This is a genomic window from Agrobacterium deltaense RV3 (assembly GCF_900013505.1).
Lineage (GTDB): Bacteria > Pseudomonadota > Alphaproteobacteria > Rhizobiales > Rhizobiaceae > Agrobacterium > Agrobacterium leguminum.
The window spans coordinates 831,200-856,751 of the sequence record NZ_LT009745.1 but is presented as its reverse complement, the minus strand read 5'-3'; the positions used below and the strand labels follow the sequence as shown (position 1 = coordinate 856,751).

General features: G+C 60.6%; 30 protein-coding genes. 10 read left to right on the top strand and 20 right to left on the bottom strand.

The features are described from left to right. Positions 1 to 7 precede the first annotated feature (7 nt). Both AGR7B_RS04350 and AGR7B_RS04345 read left to right on the top strand, forming a co-directional pair. Positions 8 to 433 (top strand): DUF5330 domain-containing protein, encoded by a 426-nt coding sequence (locus AGR7B_RS04350; RefSeq protein ID WP_003522299.1) that lies wholly within the window; start codon positions 8 to 10, stop codon positions 431 to 433. Positions 434 to 629: 196 nt separating this feature from the next. Beyond that, the gene (locus tag AGR7B_RS04345) at positions 630 to 1,046 is read left to right on the top strand and encodes a SufE family protein (protein WP_080817400.1); all 417 of its coding nucleotides are present in this window, start codon (positions 630 to 632) and stop codon (positions 1,044 to 1,046) included. 3 nt (positions 1,047 to 1,049) lie between these two features. Here the strand turns inward: AGR7B_RS04345 and AGR7B_RS04340 are convergent, their stop codons facing one another. The 10 genes from AGR7B_RS04340 to AGR7B_RS04295 all read right to left on the bottom strand — a co-directional run bounded on the left by AGR7B_RS04340 (position 1,050) and on the right by AGR7B_RS04295 (position 9,509). After that, positions 1,050 to 1,877: a DUF6456 domain-containing protein gene (locus AGR7B_RS04340; protein ID WP_080856103.1), complete on the bottom strand. Its 828-nt coding sequence runs from the start codon at positions 1,875 to 1,877 to the stop codon at positions 1,050 to 1,052. Continuing rightward, positions 1,870 to 2,292 (bottom strand): helix-turn-helix domain-containing protein, encoded by a 423-nt coding sequence (locus AGR7B_RS04335; protein WP_080856102.1) that lies wholly within the window; start codon positions 2,290 to 2,292, stop codon positions 1,870 to 1,872. Before AGR7B_RS04335 ends, AGR7B_RS04340 begins: the two co-directional genes overlap by 8 nt. Positions 2,293 to 2,684: 392 nt before the next feature. Continuing rightward, entirely contained in the window at positions 2,685 to 3,113 is a 429-nt protein-coding gene (gene ros / locus AGR7B_RS04330) for a MucR family transcriptional regulator Ros (protein ID WP_003509257.1), read from the bottom strand. 433 nt (positions 3,114 to 3,546) lie between these two features. Beyond that, positions 3,547 to 3,879 (bottom strand): monovalent cation/H(+) antiporter subunit G, encoded by a 333-nt coding sequence (gene mnhG, locus AGR7B_RS04325; protein ID WP_003522295.1) that lies wholly within the window; start codon positions 3,877 to 3,879, stop codon positions 3,547 to 3,549. Beyond that, positions 3,876 to 4,262: a cation:proton antiporter gene (locus tag AGR7B_RS04320; protein ID WP_003522294.1), complete on the bottom strand. Its 387-nt coding sequence runs from the start codon at positions 4,260 to 4,262 to the stop codon at positions 3,876 to 3,878. Before AGR7B_RS04320 ends, mnhG begins: the two co-directional genes overlap by 4 nt. After that, a complete protein-coding gene (locus AGR7B_RS04315; RefSeq protein ID WP_080856101.1) occupies positions 4,259 to 4,738 on the bottom strand; it encodes a Na+/H+ antiporter subunit E in 480 nt (159 codons plus the stop codon). Before AGR7B_RS04315 ends, AGR7B_RS04320 begins: the two co-directional genes overlap by 4 nt. Beyond that, on the bottom strand, positions 4,735 to 6,312 hold the full coding sequence (locus AGR7B_RS04310) for a Na+/H+ antiporter subunit D (RefSeq protein WP_080856100.1): 1,578 nt from the start codon (positions 6,310 to 6,312) through the stop codon (positions 4,735 to 4,737). Before AGR7B_RS04310 ends, AGR7B_RS04315 begins: the two co-directional genes overlap by 4 nt. A gap of 19 nt (positions 6,313 to 6,331) precedes the next feature. Further along, entirely contained in the window at positions 6,332 to 6,709 is a 378-nt protein-coding gene (locus AGR7B_RS04305; protein WP_003512021.1) for a Na+/H+ antiporter subunit C, read from the bottom strand. Continuing rightward, positions 6,709 to 7,128: a Na(+)/H(+) antiporter subunit B gene (locus AGR7B_RS04300; RefSeq protein WP_065654222.1), complete on the bottom strand. Its 420-nt coding sequence runs from the start codon at positions 7,126 to 7,128 to the stop codon at positions 6,709 to 6,711. Before AGR7B_RS04300 ends, AGR7B_RS04305 begins: the two co-directional genes overlap by 1 nt. Then, on the bottom strand, positions 7,125 to 9,509 hold the full coding sequence (locus AGR7B_RS04295; protein WP_080856099.1) for a putative monovalent cation/H+ antiporter subunit A: 2,385 nt from the start codon (positions 9,507 to 9,509) through the stop codon (positions 7,125 to 7,127). Before AGR7B_RS04295 ends, AGR7B_RS04300 begins: the two co-directional genes overlap by 4 nt. Positions 9,510 to 9,710: 201 nt before the next feature. On the opposite strand from AGR7B_RS04295, the gene msrB reads away from it, so the two are divergent. Both msrB and AGR7B_RS04285 read left to right on the top strand, forming a co-directional pair. Continuing rightward, on the top strand, positions 9,711 to 10,118 hold the full coding sequence (gene msrB, locus AGR7B_RS04290) for a peptide-methionine (R)-S-oxide reductase MsrB (protein ID WP_080856098.1): 408 nt from the start codon (positions 9,711 to 9,713) through the stop codon (positions 10,116 to 10,118). Between the two features lie 117 nt (positions 10,119 to 10,235). Continuing rightward, entirely contained in the window at positions 10,236 to 10,862 is a 627-nt protein-coding gene (locus tag AGR7B_RS04285) for a LysE family translocator (protein ID WP_080852483.1), read from the top strand. A gap of 19 nt (positions 10,863 to 10,881) precedes the next feature. Here AGR7B_RS04285 and AGR7B_RS04280 read toward each other — a convergent pair whose 3' ends face one another. The 5 genes from AGR7B_RS04280 to AGR7B_RS04260 form a co-directional block, all read right to left on the bottom strand. Next, positions 10,882 to 11,379: a GNAT family N-acetyltransferase gene (locus AGR7B_RS04280; protein ID WP_080856097.1), complete on the bottom strand. Its 498-nt coding sequence runs from the start codon at positions 11,377 to 11,379 to the stop codon at positions 10,882 to 10,884. A 117-nt stretch (positions 11,380 to 11,496) separates the two neighbouring features. Then, a complete protein-coding gene (trhA, locus tag AGR7B_RS04275) occupies positions 11,497 to 12,165 on the bottom strand; it encodes a PAQR family membrane homeostasis protein TrhA (protein WP_003522286.1) in 669 nt (222 codons plus the stop codon). Between the two features lie 311 nt (positions 12,166 to 12,476). Then, complete coding sequence (locus tag AGR7B_RS04270) at positions 12,477 to 12,797, bottom strand: TraR/DksA family transcriptional regulator (protein ID WP_035260908.1); 321 nt, start codon at positions 12,795 to 12,797, stop codon at positions 12,477 to 12,479. Between the two features lie 120 nt (positions 12,798 to 12,917). Further along, positions 12,918 to 13,328 (bottom strand): universal stress protein, encoded by a 411-nt coding sequence (locus AGR7B_RS04265; RefSeq protein ID WP_003522284.1) that lies wholly within the window; start codon positions 13,326 to 13,328, stop codon positions 12,918 to 12,920. Positions 13,329 to 13,375: 47 nt separating this feature from the next. Then, positions 13,376 to 13,624, bottom strand: a complete 249-nt coding sequence (locus tag AGR7B_RS04260) for a hypothetical protein (RefSeq protein WP_003522283.1) — start codon at positions 13,622 to 13,624, stop codon at positions 13,376 to 13,378. On the opposite strand from AGR7B_RS04260, the gene AGR7B_RS04255 reads away from it, so the two are divergent. Both AGR7B_RS04255 and AGR7B_RS04250 read left to right on the top strand, forming a co-directional pair. Then, positions 13,607 to 14,467 carry a VOC family protein gene (locus AGR7B_RS04255; RefSeq protein ID WP_080856096.1) on the top strand — a complete coding sequence of 287 codons (861 nt, stop codon included), beginning with the start codon at positions 13,607 to 13,609 and terminating at the stop codon, positions 14,465 to 14,467. The two genes, AGR7B_RS04260 and AGR7B_RS04255, sit on opposite strands and share 18 nt — an antisense overlap. Positions 14,468 to 14,552: 85 nt before the next feature. After that, positions 14,553 to 15,728 (top strand): AI-2E family transporter, encoded by a 1,176-nt coding sequence (locus tag AGR7B_RS04250; RefSeq protein ID WP_065654226.1) that lies wholly within the window; start codon positions 14,553 to 14,555, stop codon positions 15,726 to 15,728. Between the two features lie 218 nt (positions 15,729 to 15,946). Here the strand turns inward: AGR7B_RS04250 and AGR7B_RS04245 are convergent, their stop codons facing one another. The 4 genes from AGR7B_RS04245 to AGR7B_RS04230 form a co-directional block, all read right to left on the bottom strand. Next, a complete protein-coding gene (locus AGR7B_RS04245) occupies positions 15,947 to 17,038 on the bottom strand; it encodes a bifunctional transcriptional activator/DNA repair enzyme AdaA (protein WP_080856095.1) in 1,092 nt (363 codons plus the stop codon). Positions 17,039 to 17,143: 105 nt separating this feature from the next. After that, on the bottom strand, positions 17,144 to 17,869 hold the full coding sequence (locus AGR7B_RS04240) for a polysaccharide deacetylase family protein (RefSeq protein WP_080856094.1): 726 nt from the start codon (positions 17,867 to 17,869) through the stop codon (positions 17,144 to 17,146). 50 nt (positions 17,870 to 17,919) lie between these two features. After that, entirely contained in the window at positions 17,920 to 18,828 is a 909-nt protein-coding gene (locus AGR7B_RS04235; protein WP_080856983.1) for a dihydrodipicolinate synthase family protein, read from the bottom strand. Positions 18,829 to 18,932: 104 nt separating this feature from the next. Beyond that, the gene (locus tag AGR7B_RS04230; protein ID WP_059753914.1) at positions 18,933 to 19,334 is read right to left on the bottom strand and encodes a DUF930 domain-containing protein; all 402 of its coding nucleotides are present in this window, start codon (positions 19,332 to 19,334) and stop codon (positions 18,933 to 18,935) included. A gap of 224 nt (positions 19,335 to 19,558) precedes the next feature. Between AGR7B_RS04230 and AGR7B_RS04225 the strand changes: the two genes are divergently transcribed. Continuing rightward, entirely contained in the window at positions 19,559 to 21,658 is a 2,100-nt protein-coding gene (locus tag AGR7B_RS04225) for a S9 family peptidase (protein ID WP_080856982.1), read from the top strand. Between the two features lie 278 nt (positions 21,659 to 21,936). Here the strand turns inward: AGR7B_RS04225 and AGR7B_RS25805 are convergent, their stop codons facing one another. Further along, positions 21,937 to 22,155 carry a hypothetical protein gene (locus tag AGR7B_RS25805; protein ID WP_162540018.1) on the bottom strand — a complete coding sequence of 73 codons (219 nt, stop codon included), beginning with the start codon at positions 22,153 to 22,155 and terminating at the stop codon, positions 21,937 to 21,939. On the opposite strand from AGR7B_RS25805, the gene AGR7B_RS04220 reads away from it, so the two are divergent. From AGR7B_RS04220 to AGR7B_RS04210, 3 genes are all read left to right on the top strand, one after another. Then, positions 22,154 to 23,164 (top strand): ABC transporter substrate-binding protein, encoded by a 1,011-nt coding sequence (locus tag AGR7B_RS04220; protein WP_080856093.1) that lies wholly within the window; start codon positions 22,154 to 22,156, stop codon positions 23,162 to 23,164. The genes AGR7B_RS25805 and AGR7B_RS04220 overlap by 2 nt on opposite strands. Positions 23,165 to 23,406: 242 nt before the next feature. Next, positions 23,407 to 24,315, top strand: a complete 909-nt coding sequence (locus AGR7B_RS04215; RefSeq protein ID WP_065654234.1) for an ABC transporter permease — start codon at positions 23,407 to 23,409, stop codon at positions 24,313 to 24,315. Continuing rightward, a complete protein-coding gene (locus AGR7B_RS04210) occupies positions 24,308 to 25,414 on the top strand; it encodes a quaternary amine ABC transporter ATP-binding protein (RefSeq protein ID WP_080856092.1) in 1,107 nt (368 codons plus the stop codon). Before AGR7B_RS04215 ends, AGR7B_RS04210 begins: the two co-directional genes overlap by 8 nt. Positions 25,415 to 25,552: the final 138 nt, after the last annotated feature.

Sequence of the window (25,552 nt, the reverse complement as noted above, 5' to 3'; positions counted from 1 at the left end):
TCTGACAATGTGGTTTCTGATCAAGGGAACATTCTGGTTTTCGCTGGTGCTGGTGGCGCTGTCCTATTTTGGCAGCAGCAACGATCCGGCCAAGGAACCTTCGGCCTTCGATATTCCCAGCGCCGTTTCGGCCGCCGGTGAAGCCTATCGTTACGTCAGCGCCATCTGCATCGAAAAGCCCGATGTCTGCGTCAAGGGCGCCGAAACCTTCCACGCGCTCGGCGAGCGGGCAAAGGAAGGCGCAAAGGTTGCCTATGAGCTGCTGGACAAGCAGCTTGCTTCCGGTGACAAGCCCGCCCCCGCCGCTGAACTCGCGGCCGAGACCGAAAAACTGGCCGAAGCCCCGGTCGTCAGCGTCGAATTTCCGAAGGATGCCGACATGCTGAAGACCGGCACCGTCATTCCCCTGCCGCAGAAGCGCCCTGCTCCCTGATACTGTTGCCCTGATCCATGCCGGCCACCGCGCCGCACTTTTTTGCGAGCGGAGATTTCCGCCCGCCGACTGCCTGCCAAACTTGCCCACGGAAACCTGTTTTCCGTGGGCTTTTTCATGGCCCGTGGTTCAAAACCGGCCGCACTTCGCCTATATCCTAACAAAGACCTGCAATAATGGATGATACGGCGCGCAAATGGCCTCTCTCGAAACGATCCTTGACGACTTTGCCTTCCTCGACGACTGGGAGGATCGTTATCGTTATGTCATCGAACTCGGCAAGGCGCTTCCCGATCTGCCGGAAGACAAGCGCACGGCCGAGAACAAGGTGCATGGCTGCGCAAGCCAGGTCTGGCTCGTCAGCCATAGCGATGGTGCGGAAGACCCTCTCCTGACCTTCGAAGGCGATTCGGATGCGCATATCGTGCGCGGCCTCGTCGCCATCGTGCTCGCCGTTTATTCCGGCAAGAGAGCCTCCGAAATCGCCGGTCTCGACGCCATCGAGGTGTTCGACAGGATCGGGCTGGTGGAGCATCTGTCTTCGCAGCGCGCCAACGGCCTGCGCTCCATGATCAAGCGCATCCGCGAGGAAGCCCGGCTGCTGGCCGCCTGACCTTCACCTCGTCATCGGCGGGCGATAATCTGCATCGCCCCAATGGTGTTCCTTCCTGCCGGCGTGGGCCGCAGGCGGCGCATAATGGCGGGCAAGCGCCAGCAGTGCGGCGCGCAACAGCAGTTTTGCTGACCGCGCCGGCCATTGCCTTTCGCGCTCCACCGTCTCCAGCCCCTTTTCGAAGCAGCAGATATCGATGGCGACGCCCGACAGTTCAGGCCCCATCGCATCGGCCGCGCGGGAAAACCGCGTTCTTGCGGCCATTGCCGCCTCGGTGAGATCGAGCGCGCCTCCCGCCTCCCCTTTTGTCCGGTTCGCTATTCTCGGCTCCCATGTCGCCGTTACCTTCGGGTTGAGATGGCCGCGATGAAAATCGGCGGCGAGGCGCTCGCCCGCCTCCAGAGCATCCGCCGGGAAAAACGCCGCACCGTCCCGTTCCTTCAGCCTTGCAAGGCTGGTCAGGGGAGAGGTGTTGAGATTGCGCCGGGCCTGCTGCTTCGCATCGCCAACATCCACAATAACCGTCTGCATATGCCGGTGCTGTTCCTGAAAGACCTCGTCCCGGTCTTTTGCCATTGCGCGTTTCAGGCAGGAGGCGAGCGGCGGTGCGGCGGAAAGGGTGTTTTCCCGCTGCTCGACCAGCCCGGAGGAAATGGCAAACCGCACCGTCGCGGCCGGAAACCGCAGCGCCGTGTGGCCTGCCCGCGCCCGGCGCAGGACGATATCGCCGCCCTCCTGCGACATCTCCGCCGCGCCCGCGGCGATGCAACGCAGCAGGCGCAGGAGATGAGGGTTAGGGGAGGCAACGGGCGTGCTTTTTTCCTCACTCATCCCGGGCGCCTTTCATCGCGTTAAAGATACTGCCGGTAACCCGCTCCAGCGCGGCGACGAACTCATCGAATGCCGGTTCGTCACGCCGGTCCTCCACCACCTGGCAGGCATGGCCCACCGTCGTCCTGTCCCGGCCGAAACACGGCCCGATATCCGACATGGGAATGCCGAGCTGCACATGGCAAACATACATGGCAATCTGGCGGATGTGGCATTCCGTGCGCCGGCTGTCGCGGCGCACCAGCGTTCGGTCGCCCGTCAATTGCACCATCTCGCCGGTGAGCTGCCGTACCAGACGGCAAAGACGGGAAATCTCATCCCGCCCGGCCGCAGACGGCCAATGACGAAAGGGACGATCACCGACCCGCGCACAAGGCCGCGCGGCGGCAGACAGAAACATTGTATCCGACGGCATATGCAACTCCTCTATGAATAGGAATTAATTCATACACCCGAGAGCAAGCATGGGGAAGCGCAAATTTGGCATCGGCGATTATGCGATTGATAAGGCTTTATTTTTGCAGAGTTGATATGCGCGATAAAGGATTTTTTTCCTCAATCGAAATTTTGAGCGACATAAAAAGTCGGTCGAGAACCGGTTCCCGGGTCTGGTGCGATGCAGTTCTCGATCGCGAAAGACCCCTCTCACGGCGCAGGCGCGCCAAAGCTGGATGCGGGATACGGGGGCGGCAGGACGGAGGTGAGGTCTTCGAACCCCAGAAACGAAATCGGCCGGTCAAAAGACCGGCCGTATTGCTTTGCGACTTCCGGCTATCTGTCAGGACAGCAGCCGGACCGTCTTTAAAATCAACGGCTGGCCTTGCGGCGCTGACCGAGACCCATTTCCTTGGCGAGCCGCGAGCGGGCTTCGGCATAGGCGGGCGCAACCATCGGATAGTCGACCGGCAGGTCCCATTTTTCGCGATATTCTTCCGGCGTCATGCTGTGATGCGTCGTGAGATGCCGCTTGAGCGACTTGAAAGAGCCGCCACATTCCAAACAGACGATGTGGTCATCCTGAACCGACTTGCGGACAGAGACGGCAGGCTTCTGCTTTTCAACGTTGACCGCCACCGATGCCGGTGCCGATGTTCCGCTGAGTGCCGTGTGAACATCCGAAATAAGGCCGGGAAGCTCAGTTACCGGAACGACGTGGTTGCTAACATAGGCAGCCACAATATCCGCAGTCAGTTCGACCAGCAGATCCTGGGCGTTACCGTATGCAGTTTCCGTCATTTAAGTATCTCCTGTTTATTAATCCCCTGACGCGGGCGAACGCCGCATCGAGCGATGTGAAGTTACCCGGTGCCCCACCTTCGCCTTGTTGAAACCAACATGAAACCTACCCCTAGATTTCGAGCGAAAACCGGAAACGAATTGGTCCGAGATTCAACTTATGGCCCGCGACATGGGCAGCAATGGTCCGATGGGCCATAGATTAGACATTAATAAAATGCCTATGCCGACTATGAAGAGGCTAGATGCAAATCGCGATTAGCAACTTTACACTTAATTTGGATAACAGCAAAACAGCAAAAGTCAAATTCCTATTGTGAATTTTTCAGTTCAAAACAGTCTAATCGGAATACAAAAAATTACGGGTAATAAAATACTATGCCAAGTAGCAATTGAAAATGAATACCCCCAATTATTGGGGGGATTTTCAACTTCAAATTTTCTTGATGTCATCAACTACCGATTTAACGGCAAGCGGATAACCTGCCTTGTGAGCGGCCATGGCAAGAAGATGTGCCGAGACCGGCGCGGTAAGGACAAAGAAGAAAAAACCGGCGAGCGCCCGCGCCAGCGTCGATATTTCCATGGAATGAATGCCGACAGCCAGAAGCAGAAGGCCGGACCCAACCGTTCCCGCCTTGGAAGCCGCATGCATGCGGGTATAGACATCCGGCAGCCGATTGAGCCCTATTGCCGCGATCAGCGAGAAGATGGCGCCTGAGACCAACAGCGCCGCAACGAGAATAGCCACGATCCAAGCCATCATCGCCTGCCCTTTCCTTTTCTGTTAGCGACACCTTTTTCCATATTTTTTTCAATGGCTTCAGATGCCCTTTCGCCATCGAGAACCGCCGCTGGCCTGCGCCGGCCGTCCGGGCCGCGCGACAGCACGAAGCGGGCGAAGGCAACCGTTGCCAGAAAACCGACCAGCCCGAGCGCAATCGCAATATCGACGTAAAGATTGAAGCCGGTGCGGATGGCGATAACTGCGATGAAGCCGATGGCAATGCCCACCAGCATGTCGAGCGCAACGATACGGTCCGGCAAGGTGGGGCCGACGACGACGCGATATACTGTCAGCAAAAAGGCGGCCGACAGAACAACCGATGCAAGTATAGTTGCAAATGAAACTATTTGTTCCGGCGTCATATCTGAAACGCCTCCATGATCTTTCTTTCAAAGCCGTTGCGGATGTCGGTTTTCGTGGCTTCGATATCGCTGCAATCGATCGCGTGCACGTAAAGCGTTTTCCTGTCCGCCGAAACATCGACCGACAGCGTGCCCGGCGTGAGCGTGATGAGATTGGCGAGCAGCGTGATCTCGAAATCGGTCGTCACCGTCAGCGGATAGGCAAAAATGCCGGGCTGCACGTCGAGCTTCGGCCGGGTCACCAGCACGGCGACCTTCCATGCCGAGAGCGCCAGCTCCTTGAAGAACAGCAGCACCAGCGAGAGCACGCGGACAAGCCTGAGCCAGTGGTTGCGCCCGCCGGGAAGCTGGTGGCGGATGATGCCGAGCGCCAGCGTCGAAACGACAAGGGCGAAAATGATGTTCGCGAGCGTGACGCTGCCCGTCACGGCGAGCCATACGGCAACGAAAAGCAATTGTACGAGATAGAGGCTCATGGTTTGCCCCCTTCGGTAAAGACCGACTGGATATAGGCCTGCGGATTAGCGAGGCCTGCGGCCGCCTGCTGGCTGAGATTGAGCAGGCTTTCCGGAAACAGGCCGAAAAATACCACCAGCAACGTCAGCCCCACCAGCGGCGCGAAAGACGGCGCTGCCGAGGGCGATGCCTGCGGCACGGAAGGCTGACCGGTGGATGCCGCAACGGGACGCCAGAAACACAAAAGGAACATCCGCCCGAAAGCGATGGTGGCGATGAAGCCGGAGGCGAGAATGGCGCCGGCCAGCCACCAGGCGCCGATATCGATCGCCGACTTGACCAGCACCGCCTTCGGCCAGAAGCCGGAAAAGGGCGGCAGGCCGGAACCGGCGAAAAACAGCGCCAGCGCCAGCGCCGAAAACCACGGAGCCTGCTGGTAAAGGCCTCTAAGCGAGGTGAGGCTGAAACCGCCGCCGAGGCGGGCCGCATGGCCGGCGGCGAGATAAAGCGCCGTCATCAGCACCATCGAATGCAGCGCGTAAAAAATGGCGCCGGTGACACCGGAAGGCGTGCCGATGGCGATGCCGGCCATCATGTAGCCGATACCCGATATGACGATATAGCCGAGCATGCGGCGGATATCGTTCTGGGCGAGCGCGCCCATGGCCCCGAGCACCATGGTCAAGGCCGCCGAGATGGCGATGACGATGCTGAGTTCTTCCCGCTCGACCGGAAACAGCATGACCATGACGCGCAGCAGCGAATAGATGCCGACCTTGGTGAGCAAGCCGCCGAACAGGGCGGAAACGACGATGCGCGGCGTGTGATAGGAAGCGGGCAGCCAGAAATTTACCGGGAAGGCGGCGGCCTTCATGGCGAAGGCGAGCGCGAACAGGCTCGCAAGTGTCATCAGCGGCGCCGAGCCGCGCAGCCCGGTCGCCTTCTGCGCGATATCGGCCATGTTGAGCGTGCCGAAGATGGCGTAGAGATACCCGACCGTTATCAGGAACAGCGTCGTGCCGATGAGGTTCAGAATGGCGTATTTCAGCGCGCCATCGATCTGCTCGCGCGTCGAGCCGAGCACGATCAGGCCGAAGGACGAGATCAGCAGCACCTCGAACCAGACATAGAGGTTGAAGATGTCGCCGGTCAGGAACGCGCCGGTGACACCGGCCATCAAGAGCATCAGGAAGGGATAAAAACCGTAGCGCCTGCCGCTGGCGTCGATATCCGCGCCGGCATGGATGGCGCCCGCCAGTGCGATGATGGCGGCGGCAAGCGACAGCAGCGCGCCCGTCAGATCGGCGGTAAAGGCAATGCCGAAGGGCGGCAGCCAGCGGCCCATGACCATGGTGAAGGGGCCATGAGTTGCGACCTTCCACAAAAGCGCGGCATCGAGCAGCACCAGCAGGAACAGCGCCGCGATGGCGACGGTCGCGTGGTGGCGGATAGCGTGGCGCATCATCATCAGCACCGCGCCTGCGCCAATGCAGAGCGCGATGGGGAGAATGATCAGCCAGTCGGTGAGCGGCACGGGCGTCGTGACGAGCGCTGCGGAAAGATCGGTGACTGCGGATGTGGTGGAGGATGCCATGGTGTCTCAGCCTCGCCGCTCAGTAACCGAGCGGCGGCAAGGGCTCGCCTGCGGGTTCTGCGGTGCGCATTTCGTCCGTGTCGTCAGTCTGCAGTTCCTGAAACGCACGCCAGGTCAGCACCAGAAGGAAACAGAAGAAGGAAAAGGAAATGACGATTGCCGTGAGGATGAGCGCCTGCGGCAGCGGATTGGCCGCACCCGCGGGCAGCGCATCCATACCGGGCGGAATGATCGGCGGCACTTCGCGCGTCAGCCTGCCTGCCGTGAACAGCAGAAGGTTCACCGCATTGCCGAGAATGGCGATGCCGAGCAGCATGCGGATGCTGTGGCGCGACAGCATGAGATAAATCGCCACCGAAAAGAAGATGCCGACGAGAATGGAGAAGACCGCTTCCATCAGTCGCTTTCCCTTTCTTCCAGCGCCAGCGCAATGGAGGTGATGGCGCCGACCACGACGAGATAGACACCGATATCGAAGGACATGACGGTGGAGAGCGGTATTTCGACACCGAACAGGTTCGGATAGACCCACAGCCCGGTCATGAAGGGCACGCCGGCGGCCATGGAAACGAGGCCGGAAAGCATGGACAGCAACAGCCCCGCCCCGGCAATGGCGAGCGGATGAAACATGATGGCGCGCCTGACTGCGGCAACGCCATAAGCGATGCCATAGATCGCCAGCGCAGAGACCGCGATCAGGCCGCCGATGAAACCGCCGCCCGGCTCGTTATGGCCGCGCAGCAGCACGAAGATGGAAAACAGCACCATGAGGCTGGTGACGACAGGGGCGACGGTGCGCAGAATGAGCGTGTTCATGCGCGCGCTCCCTTCTTCTTTGCGGTCTTGGCCGGTCCCTTGACAGCGACTCCCTTAACGGCAGCAGCCGGGCGGATGCGGATCAGCGCGAGAATGGCAAGACCCGTTATCATCACCACCGCGATTTCACCGAGCGTATCCGTGCCACGGAAGTCGACGATGATGACGTTGACCACATTGGCGCCGTGGGCGATGACCTTGGAATAGGTGTTGTAGAAATCCGTCAGGCGGTTGTCGAAGCTCGCCTCGGTCGCGCGCATCAGGAACAGGGCAAAGCCCGTTCCGCAGGCGATGGCGATGGTGCTGTCCAGCAGCTTCTGGCCAAGGCCGCGATGGTCTGACGGCGACAGGCGAAGCCGCGTCATCACCAGCGTCAGAATGACCACCGACAGCGTCTCGACCATGAATTGCGTGAAGGACAGATCGGGCGCGCCGAAGAGCAGGAAGATGACCGCCACCGCAAAGCCCTGAATGCCGAGCGCGATGATGGCGGTGAGCCGGCTCGACGCCGTCAGCACTGCGATGAGCCCCGCCACGGCAATGGCAATGAAGGTCAACTCATGGATCGGCATATCGCGCGGCCATGACGGCGTGGACGGCAATTCGCCATAAAGGAACAGCGGCACCAGCAGCACGGCGGCGATGACGGCGAAGGTGGCGGTGACGTAAAATTCCAGCCTGCCCGGCTGAATGAGCCGGGTGATGTGGAACGAGACTTTCACCAGCATGTCGATGAAGACGTCAAAGCCCCTGTCCGGCCCCGCCCCCAGCGCCTTGAAGGTACGGTCGATCAGTCCACGGACGGCGGAAAGCTGCGTATAAAGGACGATGCCGAGCGCGATGGTGAGCAGCGACAGGCCGAGCGGCACGCCGATATGGGGAATGAGCGAGATTTCCACCGGGCGCGCCTCACCGGCAATGGCGCTCGCCATCGGGGTGGAGATGTAGAAATGCGCGATGCCGGAAAAGAGCGCAATCGTCAGCCCCTTCAGCGCCAGAAGCGCCGGGCCGAGCCAGAGCAGCAGCGGGCCTTCATGCGCGTGTTTCGGGGTCTTCACCGGCTTGCCGAGGAAGGGTTTCAGCGCTACCGCAAAGGCGACGGCGAACATCAGCCCGTTGCCGAGGATGGCGATGCCGGTGAACAGCACGGCGCGCGGATTGCCATGCGCCAGCGCGTAATAAATCTCTTCCTTGGCGAGAAAACCGAAGAAAGGCGGCAGGCCCGCCATGGAAATCGCAGCCGCCAGCGCCGCCGCAAAAGTGATCGGCATGGCTTTTCGCAGGCCGCCGAGCTTCGTCACGTCGCGGGTGCCGGTCTCGTGGTCGATAATGCCGGCGACCATGAAGAGCGCGCCCTTGAACAGCGAATGGGCCACCAGATAAAGCACCGCCGCCTCGATGGCATGGTCGGAGCCGAAACCCGTCAGCATGACCAGCAGGCCGAGCGACGACACCGTCGTATAGGCGAGCATCAGCTTGAGATCGGTCTGGCGCACGGCCAGCAGCACGCCGGTGAGCATGGTCAGCCCGCCGAAGAAGGGCAGCAGGATCTGCCAGGCGGCAGTATCGCCGAGAACCGGGTTGAGGCGCATCAGCAGATAGACGCCGGCCTTCACCATGGTTGCCGAATGCAGATAGGCGGAGACCGGCGTTGGCGCTTCCATGGCGTTGGGCAGCCAGAAATGGAAGGGAAACTGCGCCGACTTGGTGAAGGCGCCGCCGAGAACAAGAAGCAGCGCGGCCAGATAAAACGGGCTGTCGCGCAAGACGTCGCCGCCGCGCACCAGCATCGACAGCTGCGTCAAGCCGCTGATATCCCAGATGAAAATCAGCCCGGCGAGCAGCAGCAGACCGCCGCCGCCCGTCACCACCAGCGCCTGTAGCGCGGCGCGGCGCGAGGCGGCGCGCTCATGGTCGAAGCCGATCAGCAGGAAGGAGGTGATGGATGTGAGTTCCCAGAAGACGAACAGCATCAGCAGGCTGTCGGAAACCACGACGCCCAGCATCGCCCCCATGAAAAGCAGCAGGAAGGACAGGAACCGTCCCTGCTGCGGATGGCCTTTCATATAACCGCCCGCATAAAGCACGATCAGCAGGCCGATGCCGGTGATCAGCAGCGCAAAGGTCAGCGACAGGCCATCGATGAACCAGGAGAAGCTGAGATTGAAGCTCGGCACCCAGGCATAACCGCCGGTCACCACCCCGCCTGCCGCGATTTCGGGCAGCATCAGCGCGAAATGCGCAAAAGCGAGAGCAGGCGCAATCGCCAGGACCCACGCCGCATTGTGACCGAACCTTTTAACCAGGACGGGTGCGGCAAGCGCTGCCAGGAACGGCAGAAACAGCGACAGGAATGTCAACGGCGTGACATCTGATGTCATTCACATCTCCCGGGATGTCCCCCACCCCTGCGCGCCAATGAAGGGCGTTCTTTAAAATCGATTTTTCCAGTTAAGGCATAGACAAAGCCATCTCAACCCAAATCGACACTCCCGGCCCATAACGAACGTGTTATGACGCCCATCCCCTTTCAATCCGCCTGCGCGATGACTATTTGAGGCGGGAACAGAAAGGATCATTCCATGAGCGATCTGACATCCCCCAAAATCCAAAAGAGCGATGCCGAATGGCGTGAGCAGCTGACGCCGGAGCAATATCGCATCCTGCGCGAACACGGCACCGAGCGCGCCTTCACCGGCCCCTATTGGGATACATTCCAGAAAGGCCTCTATCGCTGTGCGGCCTGCGACGAGCCGCTGTTCCTCTCCGATACGAAATTCGATGCCGGCTGCGGATGGCCGAGCTATTTCGAACCGGTAAAGCCGGGCGCCGTGACGGAACATCGCGACGCCAGCTACGGCATGGTGCGCACGGAAATCCGCTGCGCCAATTGCGGCGGCCATCTCGGCCACGTCTTCCCGGACGGCCCGAAGCCCACCGGCCTGCGTTATTGCATCAACGGCCATTCGATGGTGTTCGAGCCGGTTTGATAAAAGATGAGGTGAAAAGCCGGCTGCCCCTGCCGGCCTTCATCGCATAAAGGGCTGTCTCGACAGCCGGACCGGAGAGTGAGATCATCGCCGTCTCACTCCTTCCGGATCATCGCCATGACGCTCGAAACCATCCTCATTTTCATTCCCGCCTGCTTTGCCCTGAACATGGCCTTCGGCCCGAACAATCTTCTGTCGATGACGGTGGGCGCTCGCTACGGCATGGCAACGGCGGTTATGGCGGCAAGCGGCAGGCTGGTCGCTTTCGCGGGTATGATCGCGATTGCAGCCCTCGGGCTCGGCGCACTTTTGATGGCGTCCGAGATGATGTTCTCACTGATCAAATGGATCGGTGTTGTTTATCTGCTGTGGATCGGCTTCAAGCTCATCCGCTCGAAGGCTGAGGTTGCCGCCCCCGATGTATCCTCGGCCAACGGCAATATCCTCAAAACCTATCTGCGGCAGGAGTTTTTCGTCGCCTCCGGCAATCCCAAGGCTATTTTGATCTTCACGGCCTTTTTCCCGCAATTCATCCAGCAGGACGCCTATTGGCAGAGTTTCGCCACGCTCGGCGCGATTTTCCTGCTGCTCGAGGTGGTGGCGATTGCCGTTTATGCCTTTGTCGGTTCACGACTGTCCGGTCTCATGCGCAATGCGCGCGCCTTGAAGCGCGTCAACCGGATCAGCGGCTCGATGATGATGGCCTTCGGCGTCATGCTTGCCTTCGCCCGGCGTCCGGCCTGAAGGAAATCCGGCCAGCCTGCTAGCCTAATTTCAGCTCCATGCACGTCAAATCCAGCCAGCGACCGAACTTGGTGCCGACTTCCGAAAACCGGCCGACGACCCTGAAGCCGAGGCTTTCATGCAGGCGGATGGAGGCGGTGTTTTCCGCTTCGATGGCGGCGATCAACACATGCACGTCGTTGCCGGAGGCATGATCGATCAACGCCTGCATCAGCTTCTTGCCGATGCCGTGGCCGCGCGCATCCTTATGCACATAGACCGAATGTTCGCGGGTGTGGCGATAACCGTCGAAAGCGCGCCAGTCGCCATAGGAAGCGTAGCCTGCGACCTTGCCGTCGAGGGTTGCGACGATGACCGGAAAGCCGCGTGACTTGCGGGCGGCGAACCATTCCTTGCGGTTTTCCAGATCGACCAGCACGTCGTTCCAGATCGCCGTCGTGTTCAGCACGGCATCATTGTAAATCTCCATGATGCCGGAGAGATCGTCCACGGTCGCGTCGCGCAGTTGCACGCTCATTGTCGTTCACCCTTTTTCCCGCTTGCAGCGGCGGTATTTTCGTCCGCCATCTGCACGAGGATTAGGCGATGATGCGAATGGCTGTCCAGTACCCATCCCGCCATCGGGGCGCATTCTTCAGGATGCCAGCGGCACGAGGCTGAAGGAGGTGACCACGGCGAAATAATGAACGGCGGCGGCGGCGACCACGAAAGCGTGCCAGATGGCATTCTGGAAGCGCAGCTTTTCCCAGACATGGAAGATGACGCCGAGCGAATAGATGACGCCGCCGGCGACGATCAGCCAGAGCGTGACGGGTGCCAGATGCGACGACAGCGGCCCGACCACCATGACGCCGCTCCAGCCCATGGCGAGATAAAGGCCGATGGCGACCCGGTCGTAACGGCCGGGAAACAGGCATTTGAGCAGGATGCCGCACAGCGCCGCAAGCCAGATCAGCCCCAGCATGACGGCGATCAGCGGATCGTGGATGCCGCGCATCAGAAAGGGCGTATAGGTGGCGGCGATGAGGATGAAGATCGCCGAATGATCCAGCCGGCGCAGGAACCATTTCACCCTGGAGTGCGGCCAGATATTATAGGTGAAGGATACGGAGAGACAGGCGACGAGGCCGAGACCGTAAATCCATGCGGCGGCGATCGCGCTGAGCGTCCCCCAGGCGGTCGCGTAGAAAATCAGCGCCGTGGCGCCGATAAGCGCAAACACGATGCCGACACCATGGACGATGCCATCGGCGACAATCTCGTGAAAATCATACTGGCGCCCGAACCGCCATAAATCGCTCATAGTCCAATCCCGTCTGCGTGCTTTCCTCAAAGCATGGAGACAATATTAGACAGGAACAAGACAGCGCCCGGTTAACGGCAATCAAATTGCGTTCGAGGCTGTTGCGAAAGGAGAGGTTGGGGGCAGGCGACGTTCCCTGGCGATAAGGATGAGTTTTTCAGGTTGTCGTACCTACACACCGTCATACCGGCCCTGAGCCGGTATCCAGCCAGCCCAAGTCCTTGGGCTGAAAGAACTCTCTCGCCGCGCAGACGCGCGTCGGCTGGATGCCGGATCAGGTCCGGCATGACGGAGGAAAGGTCGTTCACCCCTCACAACGCCGCAGCGCATTCCTGGCAAAACGGCGTATAGGGCACCGCCTTCAGCCGATCCTCCGAAATCCGCTTGCCGCATTTGACACAGGTGCCGAAGGTGCCGCTGGCGATACGGTCGAGGGCTGCGTCGATGGCGCGCAGCTCGTCCTGCCCCACCTGCCCCAGCTCGTCCAGCACCTCGTCATTGCTGCGTTCGGTGGCGCGATCCTCGTCATCGGGATTGCGAGGCTCTTCGAAATCGGCTTCGATTTTGTGCAGGCGGCGATAAAGCTCGCGCTGGCGGTCACGCAGGATTTTCTCGTAACTTTCGACATTCATGTTTTTTCCTCCAGCCAATCTTCTTGTATCGTCGCATTTCCAGACGGAAAACCGGATTCCACTTTTCCTTGGAATGCTTGGGGGCGGAAAACCCGCCCACAACGCTAAAACGTCAGGCTTTTATCGGTCCACCAGCACCGAGCATTTGGCGTGGCGCACCACGCGGTCGGCGGTGGCGCCGATGAAATAATTGCTGAAATCCGGCGTGTGCGACGCGATGATGATGAGGTCGGCCTTGTGCTCCTCGGCGGCGGCGATGATTTCACGCGCGGGCGCGCCGCTTCTGATTTCCTGGCTGCCCTTGAAACCGGCTCTGGTCTTAATGTCCGAAAGCTTGGTCTTGGCGTCCTTGATGGCGTTTTCGATCAGGTCGACAGGCAGGTCGATCGCCATATAGCCCGGCAGTTCCTCGACAACATTGATGAGAACGATCTCGCCGTCCGGGTCCAGAAGCGCCTTGGCCTTTTCGAGAATCTTTTCCCCCTTGTCGGTGGCGCTGAGGTCTACCGGTACGATGATCTTCTTGTACATGGCTGTCTCCTTTGGCTTGATCCGCCGTTTAGCGTGTCGGGCTAGGCTTATATTTCCCCTTCGGCAGGGCCTTCACCTTGATCGAAGTCAAAGCCGGAGCCGGGCCGGAACGGGGCATTGTCAACGAATAGTGGACGGTCAATCGCCAGACGACGATCTTTGCTGAACGACGAAACCAGCCCATATTCGCCTTCGACAAACGCCGCAAAGCGGCGTCGGCCGATGGTTTCGGCGACCGATCCGCCCCAGGGCGCTTCGGATTCAATATGGAGATCATGATGAGTGAAATCAAACAATTCGCCCTGACGCGGCCGGCCTATGTCGGCCAGGCGCATCTCGTCGTTCACGATCTGCCGCGCGTTTCGGATTTCTACCAGAAGATCATCGGCCTTTCCGTTCTTGAAAAGAACCCGAGCGGTGAAGTGCTGGGTGTCGGCGGCCAACCGCTGCTTACGCTTTCAACCTCCAGCACGGCGGAACGCGCGCCGCGCAACGCCGCAGGCCTGTTCCACACCGCCTTCCTGATGCCGAGCCGGAACGATCTGGCCCATTGGCTGGCGCATGCCGCCCATAACAATGTCCAGTTTCAGGGCGCGTCCGACCATCTGGTCAGCGAGGCGATCTATCTTGCCGACCCGGAAGGCAACGGCATCGAGGTCTATCGCGACCGTTCGCCGGATGAATGGACCTACCAGCAGGACGGCACGGTGGAGATGGCCACCCTCGGCCTCAACCTTCAGGCGCTTTACGACGGCGCGCCGAAGACGGCCTTTACCGGGGCGGCGGAAGGAACAGCCATCGGCCATATCCATCTGCAGGTGGGCAATATTCCGCAGGCGGATGAATTTTATCAGGATGTGCTGGGGCTGAAGATCATGGCGCGTTATCCCGGCGCGAGCTTCTTCGGCTCCGGGGCCTATCACCACCATGTGGCCGCCAATATCTGGAACAGCCGTGGAGCCATGGCCCGCAAGGACAACATGACCGGCCTTTCCGGCTATTCGCTGACATTCAACGAGCCGGCCGCGCTTGAGGCGGCGATTGCCGCGCTCGACCGGCTGGAAATCGCCACAGAGCGACACAGTGACGGCATTGCCCTCAAAGATCCGTGGGGCATCGGCCTAAAGCTTTCCGCCTAAACGCAAAAAGGGGCGGCGGAAATTTTTGCCGCCCCGGAACCGCCACATTTTTCGAACGTTTGTCACCTTATTGGGGGACCGTTCGATGAATGAAAATGCCAGGCCGGACAAGACCGGCAGCTTGGTCAACACCGCGGCAACCGCTGCGGCAACAAGAGCGGACCCGCTGGAGGTGCCAGCTTCCGGCTCACGGCGTGACGATGTGCGCAGCCAGCAGCCGCTTGGCCGCGAAGCGCTGGATGTGGTCGTCGCCTGGTCGGTGATCGGCATCTTCCTCATCATGCTGATGGCGGTCATCCACGAATTGTCGCTCATCCTCATTCCGGTGGTGATGGCCATCGTGGTGGGCATGATTCTCGGCATCGCCGCCGAAAAGCTCGGTTCCTACGGCATTCCCGGCTTCGGCGTCGCGCTCATTCTATCGAGCCTCGTGGCGGCGGTGATGTTCTTCGTGGTCAATTCGCTGACCGAGCCGCTCTCGCTTCTCGCTTCGGAAGGGCCGGCGCTGGTGGAGCGCAGCATCGACCGTTTCCTGCCCTATCTGCAAAGCCTCAGATGGCTGAATATTTCGGCGGCGAGCTTCAGTCTGGGCTCGATGTCGATGGAATCTCTGATTTCGCGCAGCGGTGAAATCATCTCGCTGCTCGGCGCCAACATCACGCCCGCCGTCATTCAGGGCCTGATCTTTCTCGCCGCGCTGCTGATGTTCCTCTATAGCCGGCTGCGGCTGCGCAAGGCGATCATCATGGCCTTTCCGGCCCGCCACCAGCGGCTTCGCACCATCCGTATCATCGGTTCGGTGGAAGAGGTGCTCGGCACCTATTTCGCCACGGCGGCGCTGATCTATGCCGGGCTGGGCGTGACGATGGTGGTCATCGCCTATTTCGGCGGACTGGCCATGCCGCTTCTGTGGGGGCTCTTCGCCTTCCTCTCCAGCTTCGTGCCGTTTCTCGGCATCACCGCCATGACGATTTCGCTGACGGTGGCGGGCATCATCACCCATGACAACATCATTCTGGCGCTGCTGCCGGCGGCGATCTTCTTTACCATTCACCTGTTGATGGAAAACCTCGCCTTTCCGGCGGTGGTGGGCCGCAACATGGAGATAAACCCCTTCCTCGTCTTCGTGATGATCATCTTCTGGACGTGGATGTGGGGCGCGGCCGGGGCCATGCTGGCGCTGCCGCTGTCGCTGATCGTCATGACGGTGACGCGGGAACTCTTCCCCTCACGCCGGGTGGTGCCCAAACTGCCGGATTGACCCGCGGTTTTCCGGCGGCCGGCGCGTGGGGTTTACCCCCCTCTGCCCTGCCGGGCATCTCCCCCTCAAGGGGGGAGATCGATCTGCGGCGAGGTTTCGCCCATCTCAACGTTGAGAATGAAATGGCGTTAGCCCCTCCCTGCCGATCTCCCCCCTTGAGGGGGAGATGCCCGGCAGGGCAGAGGGGGGTAAGCCACACGCGCCGGCCGTCAGACCGCTCAGGAAGCGAGCGGCATTCCCTGCGCCTCAACCTGCGCGCTCGCCATGCGGCGCTCATGCTCGAGCAGCCATTTTTTGCGCCACAGACCGCCGCCATAGCCGGTCAGGCTGCCATCCGCGCCCAGTACACGGTGGCACGGAACGACAATCGCAATCTGGTTCGCGCCATTGGCGCGCGCGACCGCGCGCACGGCGGATGACCTGTCCATGGCGGTTGCGAGGGAGGAATAGCTGACGATCTCACCCGCCCGTATTTCCCGCAGGTTGCGCCAGACGTCGCGCTCGAAGGGTGTGCCGTGGCCGGCGAGCCGCGTTTCGAAGGCGGCCGAATGCCCGGCGAAATAGGCCTTGAGTTCCGCTTCGATCTGGCCGGTCACAGCCGTCCGGCCAAGCACCATATCCGCGCCGGTGCGCGTCTTCAGCCGCTTCAGTTCGGCTGGAAGCGCCGGCCGGTCGGCGAATTCGAGGAGATGCAGGGCATGATCGTCGGCGACGGCGAGCATCGGGCCGATCGGCGTATCGATCCAGTCGCCCTTCAAAAACCCCTTGCCTTTCATGGCGGCGGGCGATGAGCCGAAAAACTGGTTGATGGCGGAGCGGAAGCCGCTGCCGGATTCGTAACCGGCATCGATCTGCGCGCCGATCACCGCTTCGCCGGAAGCGATGCTTTCCGCCGCATCGCCTACCCGCCGCAATCTGGCGATTTCCAGAAAGCTCATGCCGAAACGGCGCTTGAAGGTGCGGCGCACGGTGGAAGGATCATGGCCCATCGCCACCACATCCTCCTCGCGCCAGCGCCGCGCCGGTTCGTTTTCCAGCGCCGTCAGCAGCGATGTCACGGTCTCATCGGCGGAGCCATAGGCGAGCATCGGCTTGCAGCGCTTGCAGGGGCGGAAACCGGCTTCCAGACATTCGGCGATGGTCTCGCGGAACCGGCAGTTTTCGATCTTCGGCTTGCGCGCCGTGCAGGTAAAGCGGCAGAAAATCTTCGTCGACGTCACACACACATAGGCCACGCCCTCATAGGCGGGGTCCTTGTTCACAAGGGCGGAATAGAGCGTTTCGGTGTCGGGGCGTTTGAACAGCATCATGGGGAGGATGCTAACGCAAATTTAAGCGGCACGCCGCCGAAAAACGGGCATGGATGTGGCTCCTCCCTCAATCCTGTGCTCGTCAATGAGGGAAGAGCTTCCCTTTCAATTCCCCGGCGGTGCGAAGGACGGATCGTCCAGCCTTGTGAAAATCACGCCGCGCGCCTTCAGCGCCAGAAGGCCTTTCACCACGCCCTCGCCCGCTTCATGGGTGGGCTGGTTGATGTGGGAGATGATGACATCGCCATCCCTGGCGGAAGCGATGTGTTTCGCCGTCATGGCAGCACCCAGCAGCGAGCCGCCATCGCCATTGACGGAATAACCGGCCACCCGCATGCCGAGCCGGTTGATGGTGGCCATGGAGGACCTGGTGTATTTGGCCGTCGCACCCCGGAACCATTGCGGCTGGAGGCCGGTGGCGGCAACGATGGCCTGAAGGCCGCCCTCCACCTCCTGAATGACCGCCGCCTCTGAGCCGGCGGCGGCGATGCCGTAGATGGAAACCGGCTTATCCACTGCCGGCACATGGTTTTCGCCATGGTTTTCGATTTCGAAGAGGTCAGGGTGCGCCATGAGCGTGGCCAGCGCCTCGCTATTATGTTTCAGCCAGCGGGCGGTGACGAAGATCGTCGCCGGAATGCGCTCCTTCACCAGCGTATCGAGAATGCGGTGGTCGGTCTTGCCCATGCAGGCGTCCAGTGTCATCGCCACCCGCACCTTGCCGTCATGCTGCGGCGACATTTTCAGCGTCGGCTCGACAAGGCCGGTCCCCGCAAAGGCGGCGGAAGAGGCGCAGAAAAACAGGGTGACGGTGAAGAGGCGACGCAGCATTTTATGTTCCGGAGTGTGAGAGGTGGCAATCCGCCCGCAAAGCGCCCGAATTAAGGCGCGATTTCCAGTGCCGACAGGGCCTCCAGCGCCTCTTCCACCCGCTGGCGTTCGGCGCTGGTGAGCGGCAGGATCGGCCGGGGCGGTTCGCTCACCGTGAGCGACAGGATGTTGGCGGCGGCATAAACCACGCGGATACTGCCGAATTCCTTAAACAGCGCCCAGAGCGGCTGGAAGGCCGCATCGAGCCTCTTTGCCTCTTCCGCATTGCCGGCCTGAGCCGCCCGCATCAGCTGCAGGGCCGGAACCGGCAGCAGACCGGCGACGATGCTATACCATGTGTCGCCGCCGGCAAGCGTGGCGTCGGCGCAGCCCCAGTCACCGCTATAACCGATGGCGAAATCTTGCCCGAGCTTCGGCCTCAGCCGCGCAAGCTCGCCCGCATAATCGGAATCGGCCGGCAGCGGCATCTTGATGGCGCGGATATTGGGGATATAGGCAAGCCGCACCAGAAGCTCGTCGCTGAAGGAAAACCGCGTCGTCGTCGGGTTGTTGTAGATGGCGAGCGGCAGCGCCGTCGCACCCGCCACGGCGGCGAAATGGTGATAGGCCTCTTCCTGCGTCAGCGGCGTGTAGGATACGGGCGCGAGCAGCAGCGCATCGGCGCCGGCCGCTTCCGCATCCCTGGCCAGCGCCACGGCATCATCGGTGCGTAATGCGCCGACGCCGGCCATGAGTGTGCGCTTGCCCTTGAGGATGGCGGCGGCGGCCTCGATGGCCCGACGCCGCTCCGCCCGCGACAAATACATATAGATGCCGGTGCTGCCGAGAATGCCGATGGAATCCACCTCGGCCGCATCAAGCCGCTCGATGAGGGCGGAAAAGGCCTGCGTGTCGACCTGCCCGGCCTCGTCGGCCGGCGTGATCGGAAAAGCCGAAAGTCCCTTGAATCGTGTCGCCATGCCCATCTCCCTCGCTTTGATCGGCAAGCAGGGTTACAGAGCCGCTGGCGGAGCGGCAACAAAGCGGCGGCTAAACGCCGGTCTGAAATCGAAAAATTCCGTGCTCAGTCATAAAGATACAACTTCTTCCACTGCTCCTCGGGAATTTTATCGCCCACACGGTAATCGAAGGACTGGATGCTGAGACTGTCGCTCTTGAGCTGGCACTTGTATTTGAGCTTGTACCATTCGCCCGCGCTCCTGAAGACTGCGCCCGGCGCCTTGATGGAGTTCTTTCCCACTTCCGGATCGCCGAAAGTATAGGCGATGACCTTGTCCGGCCGCATGCCCTTCTGCTCGGTCGCTATCCTTTCCATCGCCTCGATATCGCAGCGCTGTTCCAGCCGCTCTTCGGGGGCAAGCGCGTTCAACTGCCGCATCACGCTGGCGTCGATCGCGAAGGCGGGGGTGAAGGTCTGCAAGCCAAGGAAAAAGGCAGAAAGGGCAGCGGGAAGAAGCTTTCGCATGGGATCCTGTCAGTTTTTTCGTTTGTTCTTGTGGTGGGCGGCAGGCCGGGCGGCCTGCATCCATCATCGCTGATTTGCCGGATATTGCCAAAATGTGATCGAAAGCTGACGAAATTGTGCCCAAGCCGCATTCCGCCTGTGGAGATTTGAAACTTGATCGGCCGCAAGGCCCGCTCTACATCTTGGTGCCGCCCAAGAATTCTTCATACGAAAGCGAGTTTCCCTTGCCGATTTTCAAGAACCTGCCCGCCGCCCCGACCGCCGAAAAACGGCCCGTTCAGGATACACATCACGGCATCACCCGCACCGATGATTACGCATGGTTCCGGGCCGATAACTGGCAGGCCATGTTCAAGGACCCTACCCTGCTCGACCCGTCGATCCGCGCCCATCTGGAAGCGGAAAACGCCTATATGGAAGCGGCGATGGGTGACACCAAGGCGCTTCAGGAAAAGCTGTTTACGGAAATGAAGGGCCGCATCAAGCAGGATGATTCCTCCGTGCCGGTCAATGACGGGCCTTATGCTTACGGGACATTGTTCGTGACCGGCGGCGAGCAGCCGCATTATTTCCGCACCCCGCGCGGCGGCGGCGAAAAACACGTGCTGCTGAACGGCGACAAGGAGGCCAAGGGCAAGGATTATTTCCGTCTTGCCGGCCTCGACCAGTCCTCCGATCACAGCCACGGCATCTGGGGTTACGACGACAAGGGCTCGGAATATTTCACCCTGCGCATCCGCAACCTCGAAACCGGCGAAGACCTTGCCGATGTCGTGGAAAACACCGGCGGCGGCGGCGCATGGGCGCCCGATGGCAAGAGCTTCTTCTATACGCTGCAGGACGAGAACCACCGTCCCTCCAAGGTCTTCCACCATATCATCGGCGAGCCGCAATCGGCCGACCGGCTGGTCTATGAGGAAAAGGATCCCGGTTTCTTCATGGGCGTCGGCGCGTCGGTTCTCGACGATTTCATCTTCATCGACATTCACGACCATGAGACCAGCGAATATCGCATTCTCTCCACCAAAGACCTGACCGCCGAGCCCGCTATCGTGGCGGAGCGCGAAGAAGGCATCGAATATTCGATGTGCGAAGGCGGCGATGTCTTCTTCATCCTCACCAATGACGGCGACGCCAAGGATTTCCGCATCGTGGAAGCGCCGGTCACCGCACCCGGCAAGGAAAACTGGAAAGAAGTCGTCCCGCATGAGCCGGGCCGCCTCATTCTCTCCGTCGATGCCTATGCCCGCCACCTGATCTGGCTGGAACGCCGCGACGGCCTGCCGCGCATCGTCGTCCGCGACCGCCGCACCGGCGAGGAACATTCCATCGCCTTTGCCGAAGAGGCCTATTCGCTCGGCCTGCATGGCGCGGCGGAATATGACACGGATGTGATCCGCTTCTCCTATTCCTCGATGACGACGCCGAGCCAGCTGTTCGATTACGACATGGTGACGCGCGAGCGCACACTGCTGAAGACGCAGGAAGTACCCTCCGGCCACAATCCGGATGATTACATCACCCGTCGCATCATGGCCCCGGCGCATGATGGCGAGCTGGTGCCGGTCTCCCTGCTCTATCGCAAGGATGTGGCGCTTAACGGTTCCGCCCCTTGCCTGCTTTATGGTTATGGCGCTTACGGCATCACCATTCCCGCCTCCTTCTCCACCACCACACTGTCGCTCGCCGACCGTGGTTTCATCTATGCCATCGCCCATATTCGCGGCGGCAAGGACAAGGGTTTCGAATGGTACGAAACCGGCAAGATGGAAGCCAAGCAGAACACCTTCAAGGATTTCATCGCCGCTGCCGATCATCTGGTTCAGGAAGGCTTCACCTCCTATCAGGGCATCATCGCCGAAGGCGGCTCGGCCGGGGGTATGCTGATGGGAGCCGTTGCCAATATGGCGCCGGAGAAATTCGCCGGCATCATCGCCGCCGTTCCCTTCGTGGATGTGCTCACCACCATGCTGGATGACACTTTGCCGCTCACCCCGCCGGAATGGCCGGAATGGGGCAATCCGCTGGAATCGGCAGAGGAATATGGCTGGATTGCTGCCTACAGCCCCTATGACAATGTGGGTGCGAAGCCTTACCCGCCGATTCTCGCGCTTTCCGGCCTCACCGATCCGCGCGTGACCTATTGGGAGCCGACCAAATGGGTGGCGAAGCTGCGTGAGAAGACGACGGGGGAAGCACCCATCCTGCTGAAAACCAACATGGCGGCCGGCCATGGCGGCAAATCGGGCCGTTTCCAGCGGCTGGAAGAAATCGCCTTCGAATATGCCTTTGCGCTGAAGGTGGCCGGCAAGGACGCGGCGTGACCCGCTGATGGCGGAACGGGCGGCTGAGAGCCGCCGCCCGTTCCGAAAACAGTATAAAAATACCCATCAAAAACCCGTTTTCGAATATTTTTTCCACAAAATCACGCCGTTTTTTTTCTTTAAATACCACGTTACGGCATAACGGATTTTTATTTCAAAATACTGAAATTCAAAATATACCTCAGCAAACTCAGAATATATTTTCAGTATTACGCCAGACGTAAAAATGTTCCGGGAATCGAACGCATGGCTGCGATGCACCATTTTGCGTTGCAATATCACTTTTTGGCCGTATTATGCCGGTCGTTGACATATTCATGCGCCTTTTCGCCGCGTTTCCTGCGGCAATGCCGCAGCGTGTTCTGCGGATATTCTTCTTGCCGTCTTTTTTCGGCTTTTCCATGCGCCATGTCAGTTCGCCCTTGGCAATCCGGGCTTTGCAGTGCTCCCGCTTTGCCAATTGAAAACACTGCATCAGACTTGGGGGTCTTACACATGAAGAAACTCCTGGCCTCGACCATTCTCGTAACGGGCTTTATCATCGCTGCCGGTGCAGCAAATTCCGCCAATGCCGCCGAAGCGTGCGGCAGCATCACCATCGCCGAAATGAACTGGGCATCCGCCGGTGTCGCGGCTTACGTCGACAAGTTCATCATGGAAAACGGCTATGATTGCACGGTCAATGTCGTCAGCGGCGATACTATGCCGACCTTCGCCTCCATGAACGAAAAAGGCCAGCCGGACATGGCGCCCGAATTGTGGGTGAACGCCGTGCGCGAGCCGCTCGACGCCGCCGTCAAGGACGGCCGCATGATCGAGGCATCGAAAATTCTTTCCGAAGGCGGTATCGAAGGCTGGTGGATCCCGAAATTCATCGCCGACGCGCACCCCGACATCAAGACCGTCGAGGATGCGCTGAAACATCCCGAACTTTTCCCCGCGCCGGAGGACGCCAGCAAGGGCGCCGTGCATAATTGCCCCTCCGGCTGGAACTGCCAGGTGACCACCGCCAATCTCTACAAGGCGCGCGAGGGCGACAAGAAGGGCTTCACGCTGGTCGACACCGGCTCTGCCGCCGGCCTCGACGGCTCCATCGCCAATGCCTTTGAAAAGAAGCAGGGCTGGCTCGGCTATTACTGGTCGCCCACCGCCATTCTCGGCAAATATGAAATGGTGAAGCTGGATGACGGCGTCGAGCTCGACCGCGCCCATTTCGACGACTGCACGGCGAAGGTCGATTGCGCAGCGCCGAAGGTCAATGCCTATCCGGTTGCCGATGTCTATACCGTCATCACCAAGGACTTCGAAAGCAAGGCCGGCGTGACGCTGGACTACATCAAGGCCCGCAACTGGGACAACAAGACGGTCGCCGAAATCCTCGCCTGGATGGATGAGAACCAGGGCACCAACGAGGATGGCGCGGAATATTTCCTCGAGAACCACGAGGACATCTGGACGAAGTGGGTTCCGGCCGAGGTGGCGGAGAAGATCAAGGCTTCGATGTGATTGCTGGCGGGGTTGGCGCAAGCCGCTTACCCCCTCTGCCCTGCCGGGCATCTCCCCCTCAAGGGGGGAGATCGGCTGGGCACGCTTTCACAGCTTCATCCTCAACCACCGAGATGGGCGAGACCTTGCCGCAGATCGATCTCCCCCCTTGAGGGGGAGATGTCCGGCAGGACAGAGGGGGGTGCCCGCGCACTCCAACCTCCACCACCCATCCCCCAAAACCCAAAGGGAAAACAACAATAATGGCCCTCTGCACTTACCTGCCGGACATGCTCTGCAAGTTCCCGGCCATCGACAATTCCACGATGCGTGTGGCACGCAAGACCATCGATGATGGTTTTCGCGACATCGTGCGCAACTACGGCGATGCGATTGACGTCGTCGTGCATCCGCTGCAGCTCTTCCTCAATTCCTCGGAGCGGCTGTTCATCCAGACACCGTGGATCATCACGCTCCTCATCATTCTCGCCATCGTGCATCTGGCCGGTCGCAGCTTCAGGATCACCGGCGGCACGGCGCTCGCCCTGCTGATGATCGGCGCCGTCGGCCTCTGGCGAGACGCCATGACGACGCTCTCCATCGTCGCCATCGCCACACTGATCGCCATCGTCATCGGCCTGCCGCTCGGCATCCTGATGGGACGTTCCGAACGCCTGCAACGCCTCATCAATCCCGTGCTCGACGTGATGCAGACCCTGCCGAGCTTCGTTTATCTCATCCCCGTGGTGGTGATTTTCGGCATCGGCAAGGTACCGGGCCTGATCGCAGTGGTGATCTATGCCATTCCGCCCGTCATCCGCCTCACCAGCCTCGGCATTCGTCTGGTGGACCGGGAGGTGCTGGAAGCGGCCGATGCCTTCGGCTCCTCCAACGGCCAGAAGCTGTTCAACGTGCAGCTGCCGCTGGCGCTGCCCACCATCATGACCGGCATCAACCAGACCATCATGATGGCGCTCGCCATGGTCGTCGTCGCCTCCATGGTCGGTGTCGGCGGGCTCGGCAAGAACGTGCTGCAGGCCATCAACAACCAGTTCTTCACGGTGGGCTTCCTGAACGGTTTCGCTCTGGTCGCCATCGCCATCATGTTCGACCGGGCAAGCCAGGCTTTCGGCAAGCGCCTGCAGAAATACCGCGAGGTCTCCCATGGCTAAAAGCATCGAAATCAGGAATCTTTACAAGATCTTCGGCAAGCATCCCGAGAAGTACCTCGAAGCGGTGCGATCAGGCATGGACAAAGCCGAGCTGAACGACAGGCACAACCACGTTCTCGGTCTCAACAACATCAACATCACCATGCCGGGCGGCAAGATCACCGTCGTCATGGGCCTTTCCGGCTCCGGCAAGTCGACGCTCATCCGCCACATCAACCGGCTGATCGACCCGACCGCCGGCGAGGTGCTTTACGATGGCGAGGACATCTGCGGCATGAGCGCCTCGGCGCTCAGGCAATTCCGCCGTCACAAAACAGCGATGGTGTTCCAGAAATTCGGCCTTCTGCCGCATCGCACCGTGCTGGAAAACAGCGTCTACGGTCTCGACATCCAAGGCGTGCCGCGCAGCAAGAGCGAGGAAAAGGGCCGTTACTGGCTGGAGCGCGTCGGCCTTGCCGGTTACGAGGATTATTATCCGAACCAGCTTTCCGGCGGCATGCAGCAGCGTGTCGGCCTTGCCCGGGCGCTGGCCAACGATGCCGATATTCTCCTGATGGACGAAGCCTATTCGGCGCTCGATCCGCTGATCCGCGTCGACATGCAGACCATGCTGCTCGATCTGCAGCAGGAGCTGAAGAAGACCGTGGTGTTCATCACCCACGATCTGGACGAGGCTTTGCGGCTGGGTGACCATATCGCGATCCTGAAAGACGGCGAAGTGGTGCAGCAGGGCGACGGCCAGAGCATCATTCTCTCGCCGGCCGATGGTTACGTCACCGAGTTCGTGCGCGACGTCAATCGCGGCCGCGTGCTGCAGGCGACCACGGTGATGGAGCCGCTGGAAAGCCGCCCCGAGGGCATGCCCGTGCCGGAAAACGCGACGCTGGAAACAATCGCCCGCGACATGTCGGAAGCCAACGAGACCACCGCCCATGTGGTGGACGAGGACGGCAAACCGGTCGGCAGCATCGGCCTCGATACGCTGGTGGCTGCGATGGTGACGCCCGCGCCGCAGGATGTTGAGGCGGAGGCGGAAACGGCGGAGGAGCCGGAGAAGCTCCTGGAAGCGGCTATGCCTGTGGAGAAGGAAACGGCGTAATCCGGCGCCGGACGGATTGGCCGCGTCCGCGAGATTTCCTCTTTCCGTCATACGGGCCTTGAGCCGGTATCCAGCCAGCCCAAGTCCTTGGGCTGAAAGGACTCTCTCGCCGCGCAGACGTGCGGCGGCTGGATGCCA

Bases quoted from the DNA above. Each gene is read 5' to 3' on its own strand.
- AGR7B_RS04350 (WP_003522299.1), top strand. From the start codon at position 8: ATGTGGTTTCTGATCAAGGGAACATTCTGGTTTTCGCTGGTGCTGGTG.
- AGR7B_RS04345 (WP_080817400.1), top strand. From the start codon at position 630: ATGGCCTCTCTCGAAACGATCCTTGACGACTTTGCCTTCCTCGACGAC.
- AGR7B_RS04340 (WP_080856103.1), bottom strand. From the start codon at position 1,877: ATGAGTGAGGAAAAAAGCACGCCCGTTGCCTCCCCTAACCCTCATCTC.
- AGR7B_RS04335 (WP_080856102.1), bottom strand. From the start codon at position 2,292: ATGCCGTCGGATACAATGTTTCTGTCTGCCGCCGCGCGGCCTTGTGCG.
- ros (WP_003509257.1), bottom strand. From the start codon at position 3,113: ATGACGGAAACTGCATACGGTAACGCCCAGGATCTGCTGGTCGAACTG.
- mnhG (WP_003522295.1), bottom strand. From the start codon at position 3,879: ATGATGGCTTGGATCGTGGCTATTCTCGTTGCGGCGCTGTTGGTCTCA.
- AGR7B_RS04320 (WP_003522294.1), bottom strand. From the start codon at position 4,262: ATGACGCCGGAACAAATAGTTTCATTTGCAACTATACTTGCATCGGTT.
- AGR7B_RS04315 (WP_080856101.1), bottom strand. From the start codon at position 4,738: ATGAGCCTCTATCTCGTACAATTGCTTTTCGTTGCCGTATGGCTCGCC.
- AGR7B_RS04310 (WP_080856100.1), bottom strand. From the start codon at position 6,312: ATGGCATCCTCCACCACATCCGCAGTCACCGATCTTTCCGCAGCGCTC.
- AGR7B_RS04305 (WP_003512021.1), bottom strand. From the start codon at position 6,709: ATGGAAGCGGTCTTCTCCATTCTCGTCGGCATCTTCTTTTCGGTGGCG.
- AGR7B_RS04300 (WP_065654222.1), bottom strand. From the start codon at position 7,128: ATGAACACGCTCATTCTGCGCACCGTCGCCCCTGTCGTCACCAGCCTC.
- AGR7B_RS04295 (WP_080856099.1), bottom strand. From the start codon at position 9,509: ATGACATCAGATGTCACGCCGTTGACATTCCTGTCGCTGTTTCTGCCG.
- msrB (WP_080856098.1), top strand. From the start codon at position 9,711: ATGAGCGATCTGACATCCCCCAAAATCCAAAAGAGCGATGCCGAATGG.
- AGR7B_RS04285 (WP_080852483.1), top strand. From the start codon at position 10,236: ATGACGCTCGAAACCATCCTCATTTTCATTCCCGCCTGCTTTGCCCTG.
- AGR7B_RS04280 (WP_080856097.1), bottom strand. From the start codon at position 11,379: ATGAGCGTGCAACTGCGCGACGCGACCGTGGACGATCTCTCCGGCATC.
- trhA (WP_003522286.1), bottom strand. From the start codon at position 12,165: ATGAGCGATTTATGGCGGTTCGGGCGCCAGTATGATTTTCACGAGATT.
- AGR7B_RS04270 (WP_035260908.1), bottom strand. From the start codon at position 12,797: ATGAATGTCGAAAGTTACGAGAAAATCCTGCGTGACCGCCAGCGCGAG.
- AGR7B_RS04265 (WP_003522284.1), bottom strand. From the start codon at position 13,328: ATGTACAAGAAGATCATCGTACCGGTAGACCTCAGCGCCACCGACAAG.
- AGR7B_RS04255 (WP_080856096.1), top strand. From the start codon at position 13,607: ATGAGTGAAATCAAACAATTCGCCCTGACGCGGCCGGCCTATGTCGGC.
- AGR7B_RS04250 (WP_065654226.1), top strand. From the start codon at position 14,553: ATGAATGAAAATGCCAGGCCGGACAAGACCGGCAGCTTGGTCAACACC.
- AGR7B_RS04245 (WP_080856095.1), bottom strand. From the start codon at position 17,038: ATGATGCTGTTCAAACGCCCCGACACCGAAACGCTCTATTCCGCCCTT.
- AGR7B_RS04240 (WP_080856094.1), bottom strand. From the start codon at position 17,869: ATGCTGCGTCGCCTCTTCACCGTCACCCTGTTTTTCTGCGCCTCTTCC.
- AGR7B_RS04235 (WP_080856983.1), bottom strand. From the start codon at position 18,828: ATGGCGACACGATTCAAGGGACTTTCGGCTTTTCCGATCACGCCGGCC.
- AGR7B_RS04230 (WP_059753914.1), bottom strand. From the start codon at position 19,334: ATGCGAAAGCTTCTTCCCGCTGCCCTTTCTGCCTTTTTCCTTGGCTTG.
- AGR7B_RS04220 (WP_080856093.1), top strand. From the start codon at position 22,154: ATGAAGAAACTCCTGGCCTCGACCATTCTCGTAACGGGCTTTATCATC.
- AGR7B_RS25805 (WP_162540018.1), bottom strand. From the start codon at position 22,155: ATGTGTAAGACCCCCAAGTCTGATGCAGTGTTTTCAATTGGCAAAGCG.
- AGR7B_RS04215 (WP_065654234.1), top strand. From the start codon at position 23,407: ATGGCCCTCTGCACTTACCTGCCGGACATGCTCTGCAAGTTCCCGGCC.
- AGR7B_RS04210 (WP_080856092.1), top strand. From the start codon at position 24,308: ATGGCTAAAAGCATCGAAATCAGGAATCTTTACAAGATCTTCGGCAAG.